This window comes from Cupriavidus sp. R6-3, assembly GCF_059772245.1.
In genome coordinates this window covers 22,909-43,855 of the sequence record NZ_JCBAJO010000020.1, presented here as the reverse complement: position 1 = coordinate 43,855, position 20,947 = coordinate 22,909, and the positions used below count along the sequence as shown (strand labels likewise).

Annotated in this window: 17 protein-coding genes and 2 pseudogenes; 3 read left to right on the top strand and 16 right to left on the bottom strand. The window is 69.0% G+C overall.

Annotated elements, in window-relative coordinates:
* From AC6EI8_RS06285 to AC6EI8_RS06245, 9 genes and pseudogenes are all read right to left on the bottom strand, one after another.
* Positions 1 to 795: pseudogene (locus tag AC6EI8_RS06285) on the bottom strand (hypothetical protein); the annotation flags it as partial.
* A 2-nt stretch (positions 796 to 797) separates the two neighbouring features.
* Positions 798 to 3,059, bottom strand: a complete 2,262-nt coding sequence (locus tag AC6EI8_RS06280; protein ID WP_498381549.1) for a DUF6603 domain-containing protein — start codon at positions 3,057 to 3,059, stop codon at positions 798 to 800.
* 293 nt (positions 3,060 to 3,352) lie between these two features.
* Positions 3,353 to 3,640, bottom strand: a complete 288-nt coding sequence (locus AC6EI8_RS06275; protein WP_265634040.1) for a DUF3325 domain-containing protein — start codon at positions 3,638 to 3,640, stop codon at positions 3,353 to 3,355.
* On the bottom strand, positions 3,637 to 5,235 hold the full coding sequence (locus tag AC6EI8_RS06270; protein WP_498381551.1) for a PepSY-associated TM helix domain-containing protein: 1,599 nt from the start codon (positions 5,233 to 5,235) through the stop codon (positions 3,637 to 3,639). The genes AC6EI8_RS06275 and AC6EI8_RS06270 overlap by 4 nt, the downstream gene beginning before the upstream one ends.
* Positions 5,236 to 5,324: 89 nt before the next feature.
* Positions 5,325 to 5,624, bottom strand: a complete 300-nt coding sequence (locus AC6EI8_RS06265; protein ID WP_149318331.1) for a DUF3649 domain-containing protein — start codon at positions 5,622 to 5,624, stop codon at positions 5,325 to 5,327.
* Positions 5,625 to 6,365: a DUF4198 domain-containing protein gene (locus AC6EI8_RS06260; RefSeq protein ID WP_498381548.1), complete on the bottom strand. Its 741-nt coding sequence runs from the start codon at positions 6,363 to 6,365 to the stop codon at positions 5,625 to 5,627.
* Between the two features lie 10 nt (positions 6,366 to 6,375).
* On the bottom strand, positions 6,376 to 8,835 hold the full coding sequence (locus tag AC6EI8_RS06255) for a TonB-dependent siderophore receptor (protein ID WP_498381547.1): 2,460 nt from the start codon (positions 8,833 to 8,835) through the stop codon (positions 6,376 to 6,378).
* Between the two features lie 105 nt (positions 8,836 to 8,940).
* The gene (locus tag AC6EI8_RS06250) at positions 8,941 to 9,975 is read right to left on the bottom strand and encodes a FecR family protein (protein ID WP_498381546.1); all 1,035 of its coding nucleotides are present in this window, start codon (positions 9,973 to 9,975) and stop codon (positions 8,941 to 8,943) included.
* Positions 9,976 to 10,062: 87 nt separating this feature from the next.
* Positions 10,063 to 10,584, bottom strand: coding sequence for a sigma-70 family RNA polymerase sigma factor (locus AC6EI8_RS06245; protein WP_498381545.1), 522 nt, complete (start codon positions 10,582 to 10,584; stop codon positions 10,063 to 10,065).
* A gap of 185 nt (positions 10,585 to 10,769) precedes the next feature.
* Here AC6EI8_RS06245 and AC6EI8_RS06240 point away from each other — a divergent pair.
* Positions 10,770 to 10,892 (top strand): annotated as a pseudogene (locus AC6EI8_RS06240) (tetratricopeptide repeat protein); the annotation flags it as partial.
* 57 nt (positions 10,893 to 10,949) lie between these two features.
* Here AC6EI8_RS06240 and AC6EI8_RS06235 read toward each other — a convergent pair.
* Entirely contained in the window at positions 10,950 to 11,837 is an 888-nt protein-coding gene (locus AC6EI8_RS06235; RefSeq protein WP_498381544.1) for a LysR family transcriptional regulator, read from the bottom strand.
* Positions 11,838 to 11,991: 154 nt separating this feature from the next.
* On the opposite strand from AC6EI8_RS06235, the gene AC6EI8_RS06230 reads away from it, so the two are divergent.
* Complete coding sequence (locus AC6EI8_RS06230; RefSeq protein WP_498381543.1) at positions 11,992 to 12,906, top strand: EamA family transporter; 915 nt, start codon at positions 11,992 to 11,994, stop codon at positions 12,904 to 12,906.
* A gap of 22 nt (positions 12,907 to 12,928) precedes the next feature.
* Here AC6EI8_RS06230 and AC6EI8_RS06225 read toward each other — a convergent pair whose 3' ends face one another.
* The 6 genes from AC6EI8_RS06225 to AC6EI8_RS06200 all read right to left on the bottom strand — a co-directional run bounded on the left by AC6EI8_RS06225 (position 12,929) and on the right by AC6EI8_RS06200 (position 19,392).
* Positions 12,929 to 13,687, bottom strand: a complete 759-nt coding sequence (locus AC6EI8_RS06225) for a MetQ/NlpA family ABC transporter substrate-binding protein (protein WP_395897204.1) — start codon at positions 13,685 to 13,687, stop codon at positions 12,929 to 12,931.
* A gap of 229 nt (positions 13,688 to 13,916) precedes the next feature.
* The gene (locus AC6EI8_RS06220; protein WP_498381542.1) at positions 13,917 to 16,211 is read right to left on the bottom strand and encodes a xanthine dehydrogenase family protein molybdopterin-binding subunit; all 2,295 of its coding nucleotides are present in this window, start codon (positions 16,209 to 16,211) and stop codon (positions 13,917 to 13,919) included.
* Entirely contained in the window at positions 16,208 to 17,341 is a 1,134-nt protein-coding gene (locus AC6EI8_RS06215; protein ID WP_226105610.1) for an FAD binding domain-containing protein, read from the bottom strand. Before AC6EI8_RS06215 ends, AC6EI8_RS06220 begins: the two co-directional genes overlap by 4 nt.
* Entirely contained in the window at positions 17,338 to 18,027 is a 690-nt protein-coding gene (locus AC6EI8_RS06210) for a (2Fe-2S)-binding protein (protein ID WP_226105612.1), read from the bottom strand. Before AC6EI8_RS06210 ends, AC6EI8_RS06215 begins: the two co-directional genes overlap by 4 nt.
* A gap of 376 nt (positions 18,028 to 18,403) precedes the next feature.
* Entirely contained in the window at positions 18,404 to 18,814 is a 411-nt protein-coding gene (locus AC6EI8_RS06205; RefSeq protein ID WP_265634018.1) for a VOC family protein, read from the bottom strand.
* Positions 18,815 to 18,933: 119 nt separating this feature from the next.
* A complete protein-coding gene (locus AC6EI8_RS06200; protein WP_265634017.1) occupies positions 18,934 to 19,392 on the bottom strand; it encodes a helix-turn-helix transcriptional regulator in 459 nt (152 codons plus the stop codon).
* 122 nt (positions 19,393 to 19,514) lie between these two features.
* Here AC6EI8_RS06200 and AC6EI8_RS06195 point away from each other — a divergent pair, with 122 nt between their 5' ends.
* Entirely contained in the window at positions 19,515 to 20,918 is a 1,404-nt protein-coding gene (locus AC6EI8_RS06195; protein WP_498381541.1) for a sensor histidine kinase, read from the top strand.
* Positions 20,919 to 20,947: the final 29 nt, after the last annotated feature.

Here is a 20,947-nt window from a genome sequence, read left to right as displayed (position 1 = left end):
CAGGGCCACGATGGCAGGCTCGCCGGCAGCCGCCTGCCCGCGCCGCACGCAATGCAGCTTCGCGCGGCCGAAGTCCTCCTTCAGTTCGCCATCGGCGGGCGTGCGCAGCCGCTTGGCGATCTCGCCGAAGTCGCCGCCTTCGCCGGTACGGAAGCCCCAGCTGTCGTAGCACGTGACACGCACCGGCTGGCCCGCGACGACGGGCCACGCATCGCGCAGCGTGCCGTCGGGCTCGACCACGTAGGCGGGCACCAGGCAGGCGACATAGGCGCGTTGGGGCTCCAGTTTTACGGGGCTCAGGATGCGGCTGTACCAGTCGCCGTCGACCTCATGCACATGCGCCCACTGGTGCGAGTCGCCGAGCGGGTGAGCGGCCTGCGCCTGCGGCGACAGCGTGACGCGGCCATCGCGGCCCGGCACGACGTCGGTGGGCAGGCCCACCACCAGCACCAGCCATGGCCGGATCGCGGCGGGCAGGCGCGGATCGGGCGAATACCGCCACGGCAGGTCGAGCGTATCGGCGTGGCTGAATTCGACCAGCGCGCGCTTGGTGTTTTCCGCATCGGACGCGCCCGGGGGCGGATAGCGCCGGGTGATGGTCCCGGGCGCCAGCCGTTGCACATCGCCCGGCCCGAACAACTCGTAGGGGGCGGGCGCGGTGATCGAGCGGGGCGTCCCGCTGAGGACGATTTCCTCCAGCGTCAGCGTGGCGCCGGCCTGCAGGCGTCCCGCCACCACGTTGCCGTTGGCGCCGTGGCGCAGCGCGGTGACTTGCCAGGAATGGAACTTGGCCATGCTCAGATTCCCGACAGGTCCACCGGCGACAGCAGGTCCGCCATCGGCACCGCCCCGCCGGTGCTGTTGCCGCGGGCGAAGGCATGCGCGGCGGTGGCACTGGTGTAGCTCGCAAACTCCGTGGGCGGAACCGTGGCCCACACTTCGCGGGTGGCGTGGATCAGCTGCGCGTTACTGCCAAGTGCGGGGGGACGATGGCTGGCCGCGACCAGGTGGGCGATCGCCCGCAGATCGGTGCGCGCGGCGACCTCTGCGTCCTGCAGTTCGGGCGGGATCACGACCAGCTCGACCTCGCGCGTGTCGTCCACGTGCGTGCTGTAGCGCACCGCGCCGCTGCTCAGCACCACGCCAGCATCGAGCATGTCGAACGGTGGCCGGTTCAGCTGTTCGGCCTCGTTCAGGTTGCAGTAGTGGCCCGGCGCGAAACGTTCGGTGACCGGATCGCCCGGCGTCACCACGCGCACGCCGGCGCGCGCCGGCAGCGGCAGGCCGTCGACGCGGTCGATCGGCAGGCCCAGCGGCGCGCGACGTTGGGACCATTGCAGGGCGCCGGTCGGCGGCACGGCGGCAACGCCCGGGCGTGTGGGGCGCGGAGCCAGCACCACGGCCGGATCGTCGATCGATGCGGCCCGCACATTGCCGGCCCGCACGATCTCCTGCTGCACGATCGTCAGCAGTTCGCCGGGGCTGGCCGCCATATCGGCCGGGCCGCTGCCCAGCGTAAAGGTCTCGTCCCAGGAGACGTCGAACAGGAAGGTCTCGATGGTCAGCCGGCCGCGAATCACCAGCGGCCCGGGACCGGACACGGTGCCGTCGAGCCGCACGCCGCCGAAGCTGAAGCCGCCTGCGCGCACGTCGAAGCCCGCGGAGGCATTGGCGACGAAGGCAAACGGGCGGAACTGCACCAGCGCATCGAGCTGCAGGAAGCCATGCGCGGTCAGCCCCATCGAGAACGTGATGTCGAAGCGCCCGCCGAGCTGAATGGTGTTGCTCGTGAACGCCAGATAGCCTTCGGCGCGGATCGACAGCGGCCCGCCCAGCGTTTGCAGCGACAGTCCGACGCGGCGCAGGGCCGGCAGCTGTGCCGGCTCGGGATTGAAACCCGGGTAGAAGCCGCCGATCGACACCACCGCATACGCCTGGCTGCCCCAGTGCAGCCGCATCGCGGCATCGCCGTAGACCGAGAAGACGCCGAGCACATGGCTGTCGACCAGGCTGGCGTCGATGGAAATCAACGCCTGCGCCGGATCGACGATGCCGAGCAGGTCCAGCCGCAACTGCACCAGCCCCGGCACGCCCGGGATGCCGGCGCGGGCGACGCCGAGCAGAACGACCTTGCCGCTGGGGACCTCGGCCACCAGTCCGAGATCGAGCGACAGGAAGCTGCCCGCGCCCGCCGACAGCCACGCGAGCCGCAAGGTCGGCGCGATCAGATGGTGGTCGCGGAACGCCGGAAAGAAGCGGCGCAGCGCTTCGATGGCGATGCCGGGGTTGGCCGGCGGGCGCGTGGCCAGCAGCGTGTCGGCCGCCGCGCCGGTCCGCACGGCCAGCGCCAGCGCCTCGGTATCGGCGCGACGGTGCACGCCGACCAGTCCGCCGACGCGGTCCAGCGAGAAGCCGAAGGACAGCTGGATCGGCGGCACGAAGGAAACGCCCATCAGCGCCAGAAAGGACGGCACGCCGTCCGGCAGGCGCTCCAGCACCGCCGATGCGCTGACCGATACCGGGCCCAGCGGCACGTTCAGCGCGCCGCCGAAGCCGGCGGACGAAGGCAGGCGCACGATCGCGCCGCCGCCCGGCAGGCCGCCGCCGAACGGGAAGGGCAGCGATACCGCGATGCCCGATGGCTGCTGCGGCCCCACGGTGAATGGCGGCAGCGTGGTGTTGTCCGGCAGCTTGGGCTGCAGCACCAGCGATGACGAGGAAAACGCCAGCTTCAGCGGGCCGAGCGGCAGTTCGCCATTGAGGCCCTGCGGGCTGTCCCAGTTCAATGCGCGCACCAGCTCCTGCAGGCCCGGGATATCGGGCAGGCCTTCGAGCAGATAGCGGTGCAGATGCGCGGCGATTTTGTCGCGCGCGGCGGTCCAGGCGTCGACCGCCGCCGTCCAGGCGCTCGCGGACGGCGCCTGCTGCGCGAGCAGATCCAATTGCTGTGCGGCCGCCTGCATCGCATCCAGATCCGCGGTGGGAGCGGCCGGGCCGAGCGCACGCCGCAGGCTGTCCCCAAATTCCACCGCGTATCGGATGACTTCGCTGCTGGCCATGCGTCGTGCCCTGGCGTACTGCGTCGATCGAGGACCGCCCGGCCAGGCCGGGCGAGCAGGCGGTCCGTGCGATCCGGGTGGGGCAGTGCCGCTCGGCACCCCCGATGCCTCACACGATGGAAGGACAGGGACGTCTTATCAGAGGCGACGGCAACGATGGACGCAAATGAATTCTGTGCAGGTCTGGTCCGCGTGCGGTTTTATTCGTATCAGGGCTGAAACAGAGCCATGGCCGCGGCGTTTGCGCGCGCGGCCATCGATGCCGCCTTGGCGGGGACGACCAGCGGAGACAACTAGCGGCCAGCCATGCGCCGCCGCTCCCGCCAGATCAACGCGACATGGACAAGGCCCGCGGCAAGGCTGGTCTGCCCGCTGTAATGCACCAACCCGAGCGCCCAGCCGCGGTGGCCCACCAGGACCCACAACGCGAGCAGCAGTCCCAGCCAGCCGGCGGCGCGCAGCATGCGCGTGCGCGAGCGTGGCAGCAGAACGTCAAACACCGCTTGCTGATGCCGCTCCATCGCGAGGGCCAGCGCGCCGAACGCGACGATGCAAAGGATGAAGGCGAGCAGGTCCATCATGCGCGGTCCTCCGACAGCGTGGCAGGAGCGGAGGTGGTGGCGGCGGCGGTGGCGGTGCTCGCGCGCGTTCTTCTGGCCGGCTTGATCCGCGGCCGATGCCGGGCGGTGCGCAGCGCCAGCATCGCGTGCAGCGCGGCCAGGGCCCACATCATCAGATCGAAGCCGGCGAAGACCCAGTCGCCGTCGGCCACGCTGCCCCACAGGCCGCGGTCGGTGGTCAGCGCGTTCAGCACCGGCAGCAGCGCCAGCAGCGCGGCGCCCAGCCACAGCAGCTCGATCCACGCCTTCTTTGCCGGCCGCATCAGCGCGACCAGCAGCGTCGCCGCCCACGCGATGAAGAACAGGTGGATCTCCCAGGCGCCGCGGGCTGCCAGTTCCGCCGGCAGCAGACGATTGCCCCACAGCATCGCCGTCATCGCAACGGAAAGCCCGGCGATCGCGGCGATATTCAAACGCTCGACCAGCCAGAAACCGAAATACGGCCGCTCCGGGTCAGGCAGCTTCTGGCGACGCTTGACGGTCCACATCACCAGCCCCGTGCCGACCATCGCGGTGCCGGCAAGACTGACGATGAAGTAGAGCCAGCGCAATTGCAGATCGCTGAATCGCCCCAGATGCAGCGCATACATGACGCCGCGCACCTCGGCGGCCGGGCCGACGCTGTCGCGCGTCTCGAGCAGCTTGCCGGTGGCGCCGTCGAACACCAGGTACTGCGGACTCATCGACACGCGCGCGGCCTCGCCGCGCAGCACGGTGACGCGGGCCGACGCATCGCCGGCATGGGCGATCGTCACGCGGCTGATGTTGTGCTGGCCCCAGCGCGCCTGGGCCTGGCGCACCATGTCATCGATCGGCGCGAGCTTGGCGGGGATGCCGCTCGGCTTGCCGGGCGGCGGCGACGCATTCAGCTGCGCCGTCAGCTGCTGCCGCTCGGCCGGCGTCTTGAAGGCTGCCTGCTGGCCCCATGGCATGTACATCGCCATCAGGGTCACCAGGCCGGTATAGGTGATCATCAGGTGGAAGGGCAGGCCGAACACCGACAGCGCGTTGTGCGCATCGAGCCAGGAACGCTGGCCCTTGCCCCAGCGGAAGGTGAAGAAGTCGACGAAGATCTTCTTGTGGGTGATCACGCCGCTGACGATCGCCACCAGCATGAACATCGCGCAGAAGCCCGCGAGCCAGCGTCCCCACAGCACCGGCACGTAGTGGAACTGGAAGTGGAAGCGATAGAAGAACTCGCCGCCGTGGGTTTCGCGCGCCGCGACCTTCTGGCCCGTGGCCGGGTCGAAGGTGCCGCTGTCGAACGTGCGCTTGCCGGGTGGGGCGCCCACCGTGCGCCAGAACGCGCTGACCACGTTGTGCCGGTCCGTCGGCATCTCCATGCCCCACAGCGGGCTGCCCGCGGCGACGGTCGCCAGCGTGTCGGCCACGCGCTGCGCGGCCGCGGCGGGATCGGGCACTTCGAGCTGATGCGCCAGTTCGGGCCGCATCCACTGCGAGATCTCGTCCTTGAAATAGCTGACCGTGCCCGTCAGGAACATCGCGTAGAGAATCCATCCGACCAGCAGGCCGGCCCACGTATGCAGGTCCGACATGGTCTGGCGGATGCCCCGGCCCCTGGCGGCGATGTCGCTGTGGTTGTCGATGACGTTGCGCGGCGTCACCGTAGAGTTCGCGGTGGACTTCACGATGCGCTCCCTCCCACGCCGGCATACCAGGCCGCCAGCAGCAGCGGGACGGCCGCCACCAGCAGTCCGGCCCATGCGCGCCGCGCGCTGCGTACCGCGAACACCCAGATCACGGCGCCCGCATAGAAGGCGAAACTGGCCAGCATGCCGGTCAGCACGGCTTGGGGCTTGCTGATCGGCAGCGCCAGCGCGGCGACGCTGGCCAGCGCCGCGAGCGCATAGCCGCCCAGCACGGCGGCGACGATGCGCGAGACGAGCGAGCCGATCTTCAGGGCTCGGGGCACGGCAGCTTGCATTTACTGTTTGGCCTTCTTGTCGGCGTTGGGTGCGGGAATGGCCGGCACGGCGGGCAGGCCGTCGGGTTTGACATAGGTCAGCGTGCTGACATAGTCGACGCGATGATATCGCTCGGGCCCGGCCTGTCCCTGGCGCTCGCCCGGGGTTTCGTCCTGATGGCTGACCTCGGCGACGTAGACGCCTTGCCACGGCATATCGAAGGCGACCTTGCCCTGCTCGTCGGTCTGCTTCTCCTTGGCCCAGCCCGACTGCGTCACCAGCGCGACCTTGGCCTTGGGCAGCGGCTTGCCGCGGAAGAACACCTGCAGTTCCCCGGCCTTGCCGGCCGGCACCACGTCGAGCACCAGCTTGGGCGCCTGCGGCGCGAGGTCCGTCACCAGCCGCGCGGCGGGGAAATACCAGCCGGTCAACTGCTGGTCGCCGCGCTTGAACGGGTACAGCGGGTAGTGGGGCGCCTGCGCGACGATCGCGTCGCCGCGCTTGGCCTGGAAGGGCAACGTATAGCCGTCGCCGGTCTTGACGCCGTCGGCGGCCTGCTCGCCCTTGGCCGAGAGCAGCGCGGCGCTCGGCACACCGAGCTTGTCCAGCGTGCCGGGCGAGACCTCGCGCAGGTTCTCGGCGAATTCGCCGAAGCGGACGCTGGCGTTCTGGCCGGGCGCCTGCTCGATCCAGATCTGGTGCGAATGCGCCGCGGTGGCGAAGGCCATCAGCGTGAAGGCGAGCGATGCGGAAGATTTCATGGGATAGCCCTTAGAAGTCGAATTGCGCCGAGAGCATCAGCGTGCGGGGAGCGGCCACGGTGACATAGGTACCGCTGGCCAGCCAGTGGTTGTCGTTGAACAGGTTCAGCACATTGGCGCGCAGCACCACCGGCGTGCTGCCGACGCGGGTGCGATAGCGGGCGCCGATGTCGTAGCGGGTATAGCTGGGCAGGCTCAGCGTATTGGCCGCGTTGAAGTACATCGACGAGGTATGCAGCATGCGGCCGGACAGGCTCAGGCCCTGCACCCACGGCGTATCCCAGTCGACGCCGAGGTTGAAGGTCCGCTTGGGCACGTTATTGGCGTCCTTGCCGTCGTTGACGCCGCCGGCGGTACGGGTCAGCTTGGCATCGAAGAAGGTGGCGCTCGCCATCAGCCGCAGGCCGCGCATCACCTCGCCATAGGCCGACAGCTCGAGGCCACGGTTACGCTGCTCGCCGTCGAAGCTGTAGATGTTGGTGGCCGGATCGGTGACCGCGCTGGGGCGCTCGATCTGGAACACCGACACGGTGGTGGTGACGCGGCGGCTCCAGTCGACCTTGACGCCGGCCTCGTATTGCTTGGACTTGTACGGCGCGAACACCTCGCCCGCGTTGGCGGTGCCGGCCGGGGCGACGCCGCCGCGCGTCAGGCCCGCGGTGTAGTTGCCGTAGACCGACACGTTGGACAGCGGCTTGATCACGATGCCGGCGAGCGGGGAGACCGCGCTGTCGTCGTACTTGCCGCTCTGCACGCCGGCGGTGAAGTTCTCCAGTGCCACGCGCTGATGGCGCAGGCCGCCGGTGATCAGCACGCGATCGTCGGCGAAGGACAGCGTATCGGTCAGCGAGAAGCTGGTCAGCTCCGTTTCCGAAGCGCGCTGCGCATCGCCGCGGATGCCACGCACCGGGGGAATCGGCACGGGGTTGTAGATGCTGGAGGGCACGCCGTCGGCGGCCGGATTGGCCAGGTAGAAGTTGCCCGCCTCCTGGTCGAGCCGCGTGGCGCTGAACGTCACGGTATGGCCGACGTTCCACGTGGCGAAGTTCGCGCGCGCGCCGACCTCGGCGGTCCGCGTCTTGCTGTACGCGTCATACCAGGCGTTGTTGACGGTGAAGTTGCCCTGTGCGTTGACACGGCCCGAAGGAAAGTCCTGATAGGTCGATCCCTCGTGATACCCGGCCGCGCCCCAGACCATCAGGTTCGGTGCGATGTCGTACTCGACGCGGCTCATCACGGCCGTGTCATGCAGGTTCAGCTTCGTGCCGGGATAGAAATTGCGGTGGCCGGAGGGGGCGTCCGGAATGGCGGTGACCGTCGGCAGGAAGCCGATCTGCGGACGGAAGTTGTCGATGCTCTCGTGCTGGCTGTAGGCATCGAGCGACCAGCGCAGCCTGCGGCCGCGATAGTCCAGGCCGATCGCGCCGACGGTCTGTTCGGCGCGGCCGTCGTCCAGCGTCGTCTTGCCGTTCTGGTAGGCGCCGTTGAAGCGCACGCCCCATTCCTTGTCCTCGCCGAAGCGGCGGCCGATGTCCGCCTGCACGCCCAGCTGCGACTTGCTCTGGAAGGTGCCGGTCAGGCGCGTCAGCGGTTCGTCGCCGGCGCGCTTCGTGACGACGTTGATCGCGCCGCCGATGCTGCCGCTCGGGCCGATGCCGTACATCAGCGTGCCCGGGCCCTTGAGCACCTCGACACGCTCCATCATCAGCGTGGGCATCCGGTTCGCCGACGCCATGCCGTAGAGGCCGTTCAAACCCACGTCGCCGCTCGACACGGTATAGCCGCGGATCTGGAAATCCTCGCCGAAGCCGCCGCTGGAGGTCAGCGTGCGCACCGAGGCCTCGCTGACGACCACGTCGGCAAGCGTGCGGGCCTGCGTGTCCTGCAGCATCTCGGCGGTGTAGTTGGTGGTGCTGAACGGCACGTCCATCACGTCGGCCGTGCCCAGCACGCCCAGGCCGCCGCCGCGCGCAACCTGGCCGCCGGCATAGGGCGCCGGCAGGCCGACATCGCTGGCGGAGGCCACCACGGTCGCCGTGGGCAGCATCGCGACGCCTTCGCCGGCATCCGCGGACCGCGGCGCGGCATTGACGACATAGGTGCCGTTCGCCTGCTCGACGGCCACCAGCCCCGAATTGGCCAGCAGCGTGTCCAGGCCGCGGCGCACCGTGTAGTTGCCCTGCAGGCCCGTGCTGCTGCGGCCGGCGGTCAGCTCCGGCTTGAACGACAGCATGATGCCGGCCTCGCGGCCGAAGCGGCTGAGCGCATATTCGAGCGTGCCGGCGGGGATGTCATAGCTGCGGCTTGCCGCCGCCGGCTGGGCGTGCGCGATCGCGGGAACGGACAGCGCCGGCGCGGCAACGGCGGCGCCGAAGGCGATGTGCCGCGCCGCGCGGGCCAGCAGCTTGCGCCGGAATCGGTGAGTAGGCTGGCGCGTCGGCGCCGTGACGTGGACCCGGAGGGAACCCATGATCTGACCTTTCTGAAGGAGGAGAAGTTGGAGTGCTCACCTCCATGACCCGCGAGAAACCAAAACGGATCAGCTCGCGGCAAATATTTTTCAGGTCTTCGGGGCCTACCCCTTGGCGGCAGGTGCCCGGACAAGCCGGATCTCCCTTCGCCCCCACAGTCTCGTCACCACTTCGGTGCGTACTTCCAGCGTCGTGCCGAGCGCGCTCAGGACCTTGCCGATGTCGTCGACCGGGAACGAGCCCGACACGCGCAGGCCGGCCAGCGCCGGGTCGCAGGACAGCGCATCGTCGCTGTAGCGGCCCAGCTCCACGAGGAAATCGTCCAGGCGCATGCTGCGGGCGACGATGAAGCCTTCGGCCCAGGTCGCGCCGGCGGTGTCGGCCGGGGCAGGCGACGTGATGCTGTCCGCCGTATAGCTGGCGCGATAGCCGGCCGGCAGCACGATCGCGCTGGCGGCATTGCGGTTGGGGCGGATCTGGACCTTGCCCTCGTACACGCTGACCTCGGTATCGTCGCCGCGCTGGCGCACGACATAGCGCGTGCCCAGCGCCTGCACCGTGCCCTGCGCGGTCTCGACCAGGAAGGGCCGGGGTGGCGACGCCTGGTCTTTGGCGGTGGCAATCAGGATCTCGCCGGCCAGCAGCCTGACGCGCCGCTGTGCCGCGTCGAAGTCGATGTCGACCGCGCTGGCGGTGTTCAACCACAGCTGCGTGCCGTCCGCCAGCACCAGCGAACGGCGCTCGCCGACCGCGGTGCGATGGTCGGCTGCCCATTGGCGCCACGGCGTATGGTCCCGCGCGCTCCAGGCGAGGCCCCCGGCGAACAACGAGACCGCCAGCACCTTGATCGCGCGGCGGCGTTTCGGCGAACCCGGCGAACCCGGCGGGGCGAGCGCGGCCCGCGCGATATCGGAGGTCACCGGCGAGGACAGCGGCCGCAGCCGGTCCTTGACCGATTCGATCCGCTGCCAGGCCCGCTCGTGATCGGGATGCGCGGCGCGCCAGCACTTCCAGGCCTCGACGACCTCGGGCGCCACGTCATCGCCCTGCAGTTCGAGCAGCCATTCCAGCGCGCGCTCGGCCACGTCGGCCGGAATGTTGGCGGCGTCGGCGGTGGTCTGGTACCAGGAGGAAGCCAAGGGGCGTTATCCGATCGTGATGCGAGGTGATGGGGCGGGATGCGCGGTCATTCGACGGGCTGCGGCTTCAGGCGGCTTCATGCGGCTTCATGCGACGAACGACAGGTCGGCGAAGAAGCATCGCTGCAGCGCCTTGACGATGTAGCGCTTGACCGTCGGGATCGAGATGCCCAGCGCCTCGGCCACCTGCGCGTGCGTCTGCCCGTCGAGCTGGGACAGCAGGAAGGCCTCCTTGACGATCCGCGGCAATCCGTCGAGCAGGCAGTCGAGCTCGAGCAGCGTCTCCAGCAGGATCGCCCGCTCCTCGGGCGACAGTTCGACTTGGCTGGGCGCCTGCGCCAGGGCTTCGAGATAGGCGCGTTCGAGCTTTTCGCGGCGCCAGTGGTTGGACACCAGCCGCTGCGCGACGGTGGTCAGGTAGGCGCGGGGCTCGTCCAGGCGGCTCGGCACGCGATCGCTGTTGAGCAGCCGCACGAAGGTGTCGTGCGCCAGGTCGCCGGCCTGCTCGGCGCTGCCCAGACGCCGATGGAGCCATCCCTTGAGCCATAGATGGTGGTCGCAATACAGCGACTCGATGCTCGTAGGGAGGAGGCAGCCCGGCGTACTCATGTTCCAGCAGGTGGATCCGCTCGGCCGCCGGTCCGGCGCAGCGGAAGGCGGCATGCCGACGCGGACGGCAAAATGGCGTCAGAAAGGTTGTAAATAGTAATCATTATTAATAACAGAGTTAAACAAAACCTGTCAAGGCGGCAAGAAAGCGAAAGACGGGCGAAAAGGAGCGGAGGAGGGGAAGGATCCAGGCGCTCGCCATGGCCTACCGGGATGGCCAGCTGGGGCTGGACCGCGACGAGCGCAATTTCCGCTTCCACCTGGTGGAGACGGCGCACGCGCTGAAGCATCCGGCGCTCAAGCCCTAGCGCTGGCGGGCGGGCGAATGGCCTGCGTCGTGGGCAATGACTCGCAATATGGGGCCGCTATGGCCGACCGATCGGCGCCACGGCCTTGCCCTTGAGCAACACCCGCGAGAGCGCCAGGATGTTCGCCTCGGCGGCGTCCTTGCGCCAGATCAGCCGCGTCACCATGCGGCCGGATTTGGCGGGCAGGGGATGCAGGCTGAGGCGGGCCCGCTCGCTGTAGATGCCGACGATGCTGCGCGGCACCAGCGCGACGCCCATGCCGACCGCCACGCAGCCCAGAATCAGGTGATAGGAGCCGACCTCGACGACGCGCCGCGGCGCGGTGCGCGAGCGCGCAAACCAGTCCTCCAGGCAGCGGCGATGCGGACAGCCGCGCGGGAAGGCCAGGATCGTCTTCGAGGGAATGTCCTTCGGCGAGGCGATCGGGGGATGGCCGGCATTGGCGACGATGACCAGTTCCTCCTCGTAGATCGGCATCGCATGCAGGCGCTTGTCCGCTGCCGGATCGGTGGTCAGCGCCGCATCGAGGGTGCCATCGATGACCCGTTCGGCGAGCTCCGCCGGGTCGCCGGAGGACAGCTCCAGGGCGACGTCCGGATACATCTCGTGGAACAGGCCCAGCGGTTGCGGCAGGCGGACCGCTGCCGTGCTTTCCATCGCGCCGAGCCGCAGCGTGCCGCTGGGCCGGTCGTTGCGGGTGGCCTCGGCCGCCTCGTCGGCCAGATCGAGCAGCCGTTCCGCATAGTCCATCAGCACCTTGCCCGCCGGCGACAGTTGCAGCTTGCGGCCGTCGCGATGGAACAGCGTGACGCCGAGCTTCTCTTCGAGCTGCTGGATACGCACCGTGATGCTCGACTGCGCGCGATGCAGCGTTTCGGCGGCCTTGTTGATGCCGCCCGCCTGCACGACCGCGGCGAAGGTCTTCAGGTCCGACAATTCCAGCATATCGATTTCTCCGAATGATCGGTTCGGGGAAATTCATTTTACGCGATGGATCGGCGGGCCTACAGTGGGGATGAAGACACCTTGCATCCGGCGCTGCACCGCCGTGCGCACGGCTACCGCAAGCGCTCCCCACCTATCGACGAGGCTGACGTACATGACCCTATCGCGTCCCGGACTTCCCAACGGCATGGCCGCGGCGGCGGCCGGCGTTTCCGCCAACGTCGTGTTTGGCGCGTCGTCGCTGTACTGGCGGCTGCTGGCCGGCATCGCGCCGACGACGCTGGTCGGCTACCGCATCCTGATTTCGCTGACGACGCTGCTGGCCATCCTCTGGTTGACCGGGCGCTTGCGGGCATTGCGCAGCAAGCTGGGGCCGCGCGTGCTGGCCCTGCATGTCGCGGCCTCGTGCCTGGTGGTGGTGAACTGGGCCGTCTTCATCTGGAGTTCGATCCACGGCCATGTCGTCGAAACGGGCCTGGGCTATCTGACGGCGCCATGCATTTCGATCGCGGCCGGCGTGATCGTGTTTCGCGAGAAGGTCGACAAGGTCGTCGCCGCGGCACTACTGGTGATCGCGGCCGCGATCGCGCTGCTGCTGTTGCGCAGCGGCGAACTGCAGCACTGGCTCTATCTGACGGCCGCGATCAGCTGGGGCGGTTATGCCTGCCTGAAGAGGTTTACGCCGCTGGATGCGGTCAGCGGCCTGCTGATGGAGACGGTGTTCCTGTCGATCGGCTGCGGGCTGGCGCTGATGTTCTCCGACATGACGCTGGCCTTGCCGGCCGGCATGTCCACGCTGCATCTGGCTGCGCTGGCCATGGCCGGGCTGGTGTCCGCGATCCCGCTGATGCTGTTCTCGTACGCGGCCAACCATCTGTCGCTGTCGATGAACGGCCTGCTGCAGTTCGTGTTGCCGACCACCCAGTTCATCGTCGCCACGTTCGTCTACCGGCAGCCGGTGTCGGCCAATACGGTGATGGCGCTCGCGCTGATCTGGCTGGCGCTGATGGCCATCGTGGCCCGGCCACTGCTGCCGCCACGCTGCCCCGCGGGCGCGGGGCGGCCTTGACGATGCGCTGCTTCTGATTGCGCTACTTCTGGTACGCCGGGACCACGAACCCCGCAAAGCGCTGCTGCGTCACGGCCTTGAACGAGGCCGAACGGTAAGCGTTGCGGATATCGGCCACAAAGGGCTTGTTCAGGTCGCTGGTTTTGACGGCGACGAGGTTCATGTAGTAGTCGGGGATCTTCTCCAGCGCCAGTGCCGAGGTCAGCTTCAGGCCCGATGCCAGCGCGAAATTGCCATTGACGAAGGCATAGTCGACGTCGTCGAGCGAGCGGGGCAGCTGGGCCGCTTCGAGCTGCACCAGCTTGAGCTTGTGCGGATTGCCCGCAATGTCGCGCTCCGAGGCGCGCACCGCGTCCGTGCCGGGCTTGAGCGTGACCCAGCCGATCTGCTGCAGGATCGCGATGGCGCGTGCCAGATTGGTCGGGTCGTTCGGCAGCGACACGGTGGCGCCCGGCTTCACGTCGCTGAGTGCCTTGTGCTTGCGGCTGTAGATGCCGATCGGTGCGGTCGGTACCTGCACCACCTCCGACAACTGCAGCTTGCGATCGGCAGAGAACGTCTTCAGGTAGACCGCATGCTGGAAAGCGTTGGCATCGAGCGCGCCATCGGCCAGCGCGAGGTTCGGCTGCACGTAGTCGCTGAACTCGACGATCGTCACCTTGTAGCCTTGCCCCTCCAGGATCGGCTTGATGCCATGGCGGATCTGGTCGGCATAGGGGCCGGCGGTCGCACCGAAGCGGATTTCCTTCTTGTCGGGGTCCGCCGCGCTGGCGGACTGCATGGCGCCAAAGGCCAGCAGCAGGGTGGCCAGTATCCGGACTCGGCTTGCGACTCGCATCGAATTCTCCCGTTGGTTCTCGATTCTGTTCTGGAACGGCGCGGCGGCGCCGGCAAACATGCCGGCCCATTGTAGGGACGGGCGAGACGGGAGCGAAGCTGCAAATTGGCATGCGCATATGCGGCGAGCGCATATGCGCAACGAACGGGCTGCGTCCGGCGTGGAGGGCGATCTACCGCGCCATCACCTTGTCCGGCGTCATCGGCGTCGTCCGCAGGCGGCGGCCGGTGGCATGGAAGATCGCGTTGCTGATCGCGGCCGCGACGCCGACGATGCCGATCTCGCCGACGCCCTTGGCGCCGATGCGGCTGACGATGCGATCGTCCTCTTCGACAAAGACGACGTCGATGTCGCGGATGTCGGCGTTGGCGGCCACGTGGTACTCGGCGATGTCATGGTTCATGAAGCGGCCCAGCGCATGGTCGGCATGGGTTTCCTCGTGCAGCGCCTGGCTGATGCCCCAGACCACGCCGCCGATCACCTGGCTGCGGGCGGTCAGCGGATTGACGATGCGGCCGGCGGCCACCGCGCTGACCACGCGCATGACGCGCACCAGGCCCAGCGCCTCGTCGACGCGCACCTCACAGAACACGGCCGAATGCACCGCCCGCACGGTCTTCTTCTGTTCGGCGAGGTTCGGCACCAGCAGGTAGCGCACGCCCAGTTGCGCCTTGCCGTGGGCCGACAGCAGTTCTGTCAGCGGCATGGCGACGGCGGGATCGGCGCGCAGGCAGATCATTCCGTCCCGAAACGCCACTTGTTCGAAGCTGCAGCCCTGGAAGCGGCCGTTGCGCTGGCCCCGCGCCAGGCGCCAGAGCTGCCGTTGCAGGCGTTCGCAGGCGCCATCGACCGCCGAGCCGACCGTCGCCACATGCGAGGAGCCGCCCTCGATCGGCGCGAACGGCAATTCCGAATCGCCCAGGCGGAACACCACGCGCTCCAGCGGCAGGCCCATCGCCGAGGCGGCGATCTGCGTCATGGCGGTATAGGTGCCGGTGCCGATGTCGCTGGCCGCGCTGGCGACCTCCAGCGTGCCGTCCGCATGCAGCGTGGCGCTGGCGCGCGCGGCCATCTGCATCGCGTCCCAGGTGCCGGTGGCCATGCCCCAGCCGACCAGTTCATGGCCGTCGCGCATCGAACGGGGCTGCGGGGAGCGCTTGGCCCAGCCGAAGCGCCGCGCCCCTTCCTCGTAGCATTCGCGCAGCGACTTGGTCGAGAAGGGCAGGCCCTTGTTGCCGTCGCGCTCGGCGTAGTTTGCGAGCCGCAGCGCCAGCGGATCCATGCCGACGGCGTACGACAGCTCGTCCATCGCGACTTCCAGCGCATGCACGCCGTGGGCGGCGCCCGGCGCGCGCATGTCCATCGGCGTGTAGTGGTCCAGGTCGACCAGCCGGTATTTCAGGCGGACGTTCTCGCTGGCGTAGAGCTGCCCGGACCAGTTCGCGACCACCTCGACGTAGTCCTCGTGCCGCGACGTTTCTGCCGCGACCTCGTGGATCACGGCCTTCAGCCGGCCGTCGGTGTCGGCGGCGAGCCGGACGCGTTGCCACGTTTCGGGACGATGGCCGAAGGTGAACATCTGCTGGCGCGACAGCACCACGCGCACCGAGCGCTGCAGCTTCAGCGCCGCCATCACCGCCACCAGCAGCTGGTACTGCGGGCGCAGGCCGGAGCCGAAGGCGCCGCCGACGAACTGGTTGCGCACCACGACCTTGCGCTTGGGCAGGCCGAACACGCGCGACACCATCCAGCGGCAATTCTGCGAGCCTTGGGTCTTGTCGTGGATCAGCAGATGGCCGCGGCTGTCACGGATCACGGTGCTGGCGTGCATCTCCATCGGGTTGTGGTGCTCGACGCCGGCGTAGTACTCGGCATCGATCTTGACCGGCGCGGCTTCGAAGGCCGCGTCGGCGTCGCCCTTGGGCTTCGGCGTGGGCGAATAGCCGGCCTTCAGCGACGAGGGCTCGTGGCTGCGCTGCAGGTTCGCGAGCAGGTTGGTTTCGTGCGGCGCGGCCTCGTATTCGACCTGCACCAGCATCGCGGCATAGCGCGCCAGCTCGAAGGTTTCCGCCACCACCAGCGCGACCGGCTGGCCGCTGTAGTGGATCTGGTCGTCATACAGCGGCCGGAACGGCGAGCCGGCCGGGGCGGTCATGTCCTTGTAGAACAGCCGCAGCGAACGGACCTTGGGGCGGTTCTCATGCGTGATTACATCGAGGACGCCCGGCACCGCCAACGCCCGGCTGGCGTCGATCGACACGATGCGCCCGCGCGCGACGGTGCTGTTGACCACCACGCCATAGGCCAGGTCCGGCGCGGGATGTTCGGCCGCATAGCGGGCGTGGCCGGTCACCTTGGCGACGCCGTCGATGCGCGGCGTCGGCGTGCCGATCCCGGACTGCCCGGAGCCGGGCACTGCCATCGGCTGCTGATTCTCGTCGATCGGTTCGAGCACGGTCTTGGTCATGCCAGCGTCTCCTCGCGGCAAGCGTCCTGCCCGGTGTTGGTCAGGATGCCGGCTGCCGCCATTTCCAGGGCGTGCACGATGGCACGCTCGGCCAGTGGAATCTTGAAGGCGTTGTTGGGGCCGCCTTCCGGCAGGCTTTCCGCCAAGCCTTCCGTCACGCCAGCCGGCCAGCTTTCCGGCAGGGCGGGACCGCCCCAGGCACGCGCTTCGCGCAGGATGAAGCGGGCCGCCTCGGCGAAGGCTTCGGCGTCCGCCGGCTTGCCGACCAGCAAGCCCTCGGCCTCGGTGTCGCGCCAGGGCTTGTGGGCGACGCCGCCCAACGCGAGCCGGGCCGCGCGGATGCGGCCGTCGGGCCCGAGGTCGAGGGCCGCCGCCACCGACACCAGCGCAAAGGCATACGACGCGCGCTCGCGCACCTTCAGATAGCAGCTGTGGGCGGCGAAGGCCTCCGCGGGCGGCAGCGACAGGTGCGTAATGATTTCGTCGGGCGCCAGCGTGGTATCGACATCCGGCCGGTCGCCGGGCAGCCGATGGAATTCGCCGAAGGGAATCTCGCGCGTGCCATTGACCGATTCGACATGGACGGTCGCGTCCAGCGCGGCCAGCGCCACGCACATGTCGGACGGGTGGGTGGCGATGCAATGCTCGCTGGCGCCGAGAATCGCGTGCTGGCGGGCCAGTCCCGTCGCCGCCGGACAGCCGGTGCCCGGCGCGCGCTTGTTGCATGGCACGCCGGCATCGTAGAAGTAGTAGCAGCGCGTGCGCTGCAGCAGGTTGCCGCCGTTCGTCGCCATATTGCGGATCTGCGGCGAGGCCCCGGCCAGGATGGCGGCGCGCAGCAGCGGATAGCGCTCGCGCACCAGCGGATGCTCCGCGGTATCGGCATTGCGGGCCATCGCGCCAAGATGCAGGCTGCCGTCGGGCTGTTCCTCGATCTCGGCCAGCGGCAGCAGGCCCAGGTCGACCAGCGCGACGGGGCGCATCACGTCCACCTTCATCAGGTCGACCAGATTGGTGCCGCCCGCCAGGCAGCGTGCGGAGGCGTTGCCCTCCGCGCGCTCGGCGGCTTCATGGATCAGGGCGAGCGCCGCGGGCACGGTGTCGGCGCGTTCGTAGTGGAACGGGTTCATGGCGTCGGCTCCGATGGCGTCGAAGACGATGGCGTCGATGGTCCCGCTTCCAATGACGCCGATGACGGGGTTGCGCCGGCCGCCGTGCGGTTCCCTTCGCCTTCGCCTTCGCCTTCGTCTTTGCCTTCGCCCCGCGCCGTGCCGTGCCCGTTCAGCACCACGCGCGACACGGCCTCGACGATCTGCGGATAGGCGCCGCAGCGGCACAGGTTGCCGCTCATCCGCTCGCGGATCTCCGGCACGTTGCGGGGAGGCGTTTCGTTCATCAGCCCCGCCGCCGAGCACAGCTGGCCCGGCGTGCAATAGCCGCACTGGAAGGCATCGCATTCGATAAAGGCCTGCTGCAGCGGATGCAGGCCGCGCTGGTCGCCGGACAGGCGGGCCAGTCCTTCGACGGTCGTGATGTCGGCCTGGTCGTAGGCCACCGCCAGCGCCAGGCAGGCGTTGATGCGGCGCCCGTCTGCAAGAATCGTGCAGGCGCCGCACTGGCCGTGGTCGCAGCCCTTCTTGGTGCCGGTCAGGTCCAGCTGCTCGCGCAGCAGGTCCAGCAGCGTGACCCAGGGCTCGACGTGCAGCGTGTAATCCGCGCCGTTGATGCGCAGGCGTACCGGCAGCCGCGGGGGCAGGGCGCGCGGCGGGTTCGGGCCCGGGGAGGCGGTGATCGGTTTGGGCTCGGGTGCCAGCATGTCGGTCCTCCGTGTTTCGCCATCGGCGCCCCGGCGAAAGCGGAGCACTCTGGGCGGCCACGCAAGGGCTGCGCCAAGGCGGCGGGACCGGCGGCAGGCCGTCGAGCGGGTACGGAATCGGAGGTAAACGTGCGCCGTGCTACATCCGCGACCGGCGCTGGGGCCGGCGCGGGCCCGCTCGAGTCGGTGCGGGCCGGTGCGTATGGGCGCGGCGATGCAATCCTGGCGGGTAGCAGTTGGAAAAAACGGTGGGAAAAAACGGCGATCGTTGCGCGGCGGATGCCCATCCCGGTTGGCACTGGCTACGCCGGAACGGCAGCCATGGCGAAGTGGCCGGCTCGACCGAAGGCGAGCCAGCCCCCACGCCGGGCGAGCCCTACTTGCGCTGCTGAATCCGGATCATGTTGCCGGCCGGATCGCGCACGCCGAGATCGCGCACGCCGTAGGGTTGGTCGGTCGGCTCCTGGACGATCTCCGCGTCGCAGTCCTGCAGGCGCTGGAACACCGCCTCGAGGTCCTTGGCGCCAAGCAGCAGCATCGCGAAGGTGCCCTTGGCCATCATCTCGGCGATGGTGCGCTTTTCCTGGTCCGTGACCCCCGGCGTGGCGTTGGGCGGGTACAGCACGATGGACGTCTCGGGTTGGTCCTTCGGGCCGACGGTGATCCAGCGATGGTCGCCAAAGGCGACATCCTTGCGGACCTCGAAGTCGAGCGTGTCGCGATAGAAGGCCAGCGAGGCCTCCGGGTCGGCGTGGGGCAGGAAGGTCGAGTGAATCGTGATATCCAAGATCAGTCTCCGTGATGGGCAATCGAGCGTTTGGCCGCGGGCGTCTTCGCCGTCGCGGGAGTCGCGGTTGAGGCGGTTGTCGCGGTCGTCGCGGCAGGGTCCGGACCCTGGACGGCAGTCTAGACGGACGCCTGTTCCCGCGCTTCTCGATTCCTGATCGGTCGCGTCACCTGCCTGGCGACGCAGGACGGGATGCCCTCGGCCTGGCTCGCGTAGTCGCGCCGGTAAACGCTGGGCGGGACGCCGACCAGCTCGGTGAAGCGGGTGCTGAACGTGCCCAGCGACGAGCATCCGACCGCGAAGCAGACCTCGGTCACGCTCAGGTCGCCGCGGCGCAGCAGCGCCATCGCGCGCTCGATGCGCCGCGTCATCAGGTAGGCATAGACGGATTCGCCATAGGCCAGCCGGAACTGCCGGCTCAGATGGCCCGCCGACATATGAACGCCCTGAGCCAGCGCTTCGACGTCCAAGGGCTGGGCGTAGTCCCGGTCGATGCGATCGCGGACGCGGCGCAGGCGGGCGAGGTCACGGAGGACGGTGTCGGTGGGGGTGGAGGTGGCGGGAGGGGCGGCAGGCATCGCCGTATGCTGCCATGCCCGCTGCGCACCCTCAACCGGTGCCTGCCCGGATCGGCGCGCGTCAATTGGCATCGGGGAGCCGATCGCCCACACTTGAGTCGTGAACTCGACCGGAGCCGGACATGGCCAAATCTGCTGCCATCGGATCGCTGCATCGCCGTCTGAGCCTGTCGCTTGGCAGTCTCGCGCTGCTGGTGGGATTGCTGGGCGGGATCGGCGCCTGGATCGTCGTCCACCAGGCCGCCGCCGAGTTCAACGACGACTTGCGGCAGGCTGCCGCCGCCATCCAGGCCGCGCCGCCAGTCATGCCGGCACCGTCCCACGGCAAGCCGCCGGCGGCGCCCCCCGTGCTGGTGCAGACCTGGGGGCCGGGGGACGGCGTCCGGCCGGGACACAGCAGCGCGCCATGGGTGCCGCTTCCAAAGGCGCAGCTGGGCTTCTCCGACGTGGAGACCGGCGGGATCGTCTGGGACGTGTTTGCGCTGCAGGCGGGCGACGCCTACATGCAGATTGCCCAGCAGCGGGCGGTTCGGACGGCCAATGCCCGGCGCGTGGCGGCATGGGCCGTGATTCCGGTCGTGGTGTTGCTGCCGGTGCTGTTGTGGGCGATCCGCGTCAGCGTCAGGGACGCGCTGCGGCCATTGAGCGTGATCGGCGAGCGCGTGGCGCAGGCCGACCTCAATCACCTGGAGCCCGTCGATACCGGCACGGCGCCCGAGGAACTGCGACCCTTTCTCGAATCGGTCAACCGGATGATGGTCCGGCTATCCGGGCTGATCGACACGGAGCGCAGCTTCATCGCAAATGCCGCGCATGAACTGCGGTCGCCGCTGACCGCCCTGCAGTTGCAGGTCGAGAACCTGATCCACGCGCCGCGCGACCACATCGACGAACAACTGGAAGAGCTGCGCCGCGGCATCCGTCGCACGGGAACCCTGATCGCCAAATTGCTCGAACTGGCCCGCGCGGAAATCGGCACGCCCCGCGCGCTGGATAACGTGGCAGTGGCCGCGGTCGTCAGCGATGTCGTGACCGACCTGCTGCCGCTCGCCGTCGACCGCCGCGTCGACCTGGGCGTGGAGCGGCTCGACGAGGTGCGGCTCGCCGCCACGGAGACGGACCTGCGCATGCTGATCAAGAACCTGGCGGACAACGCCATCCGGTATGGCGGCCGGGGAGGGCGGGTGGACCTGAGCGTGCGCCGCGACGAAGGGGAAGGCAAGGGCGACGGCAATGGCAAGGGCGATGGCAAGGGCGATGTCGTGATCGAAGTGGCCGACACTGGGCCGGGCATTCCCGAGGCGGCGCGCGCGCGGGTCTTCGAGCGTTTCTATCGCGGCGGCGCGACCGACGAAGAGGGCAGCGGGCTCGGGCTGGCCATCGTGCAGACGATTGCAGGCAATCTCGGCGGCCGCGTCGATCTGATGGGACGTGCGGATGGCCGGCCGGGGCTGGTCGCGAGGGTGGTATTGCCGCTGCGAACCGCGCCGCCCGCGGCGAATCCGGGCACGGCGGCCACCGCATGACATGACGGGGCGTCTGTCCGAACGCGATA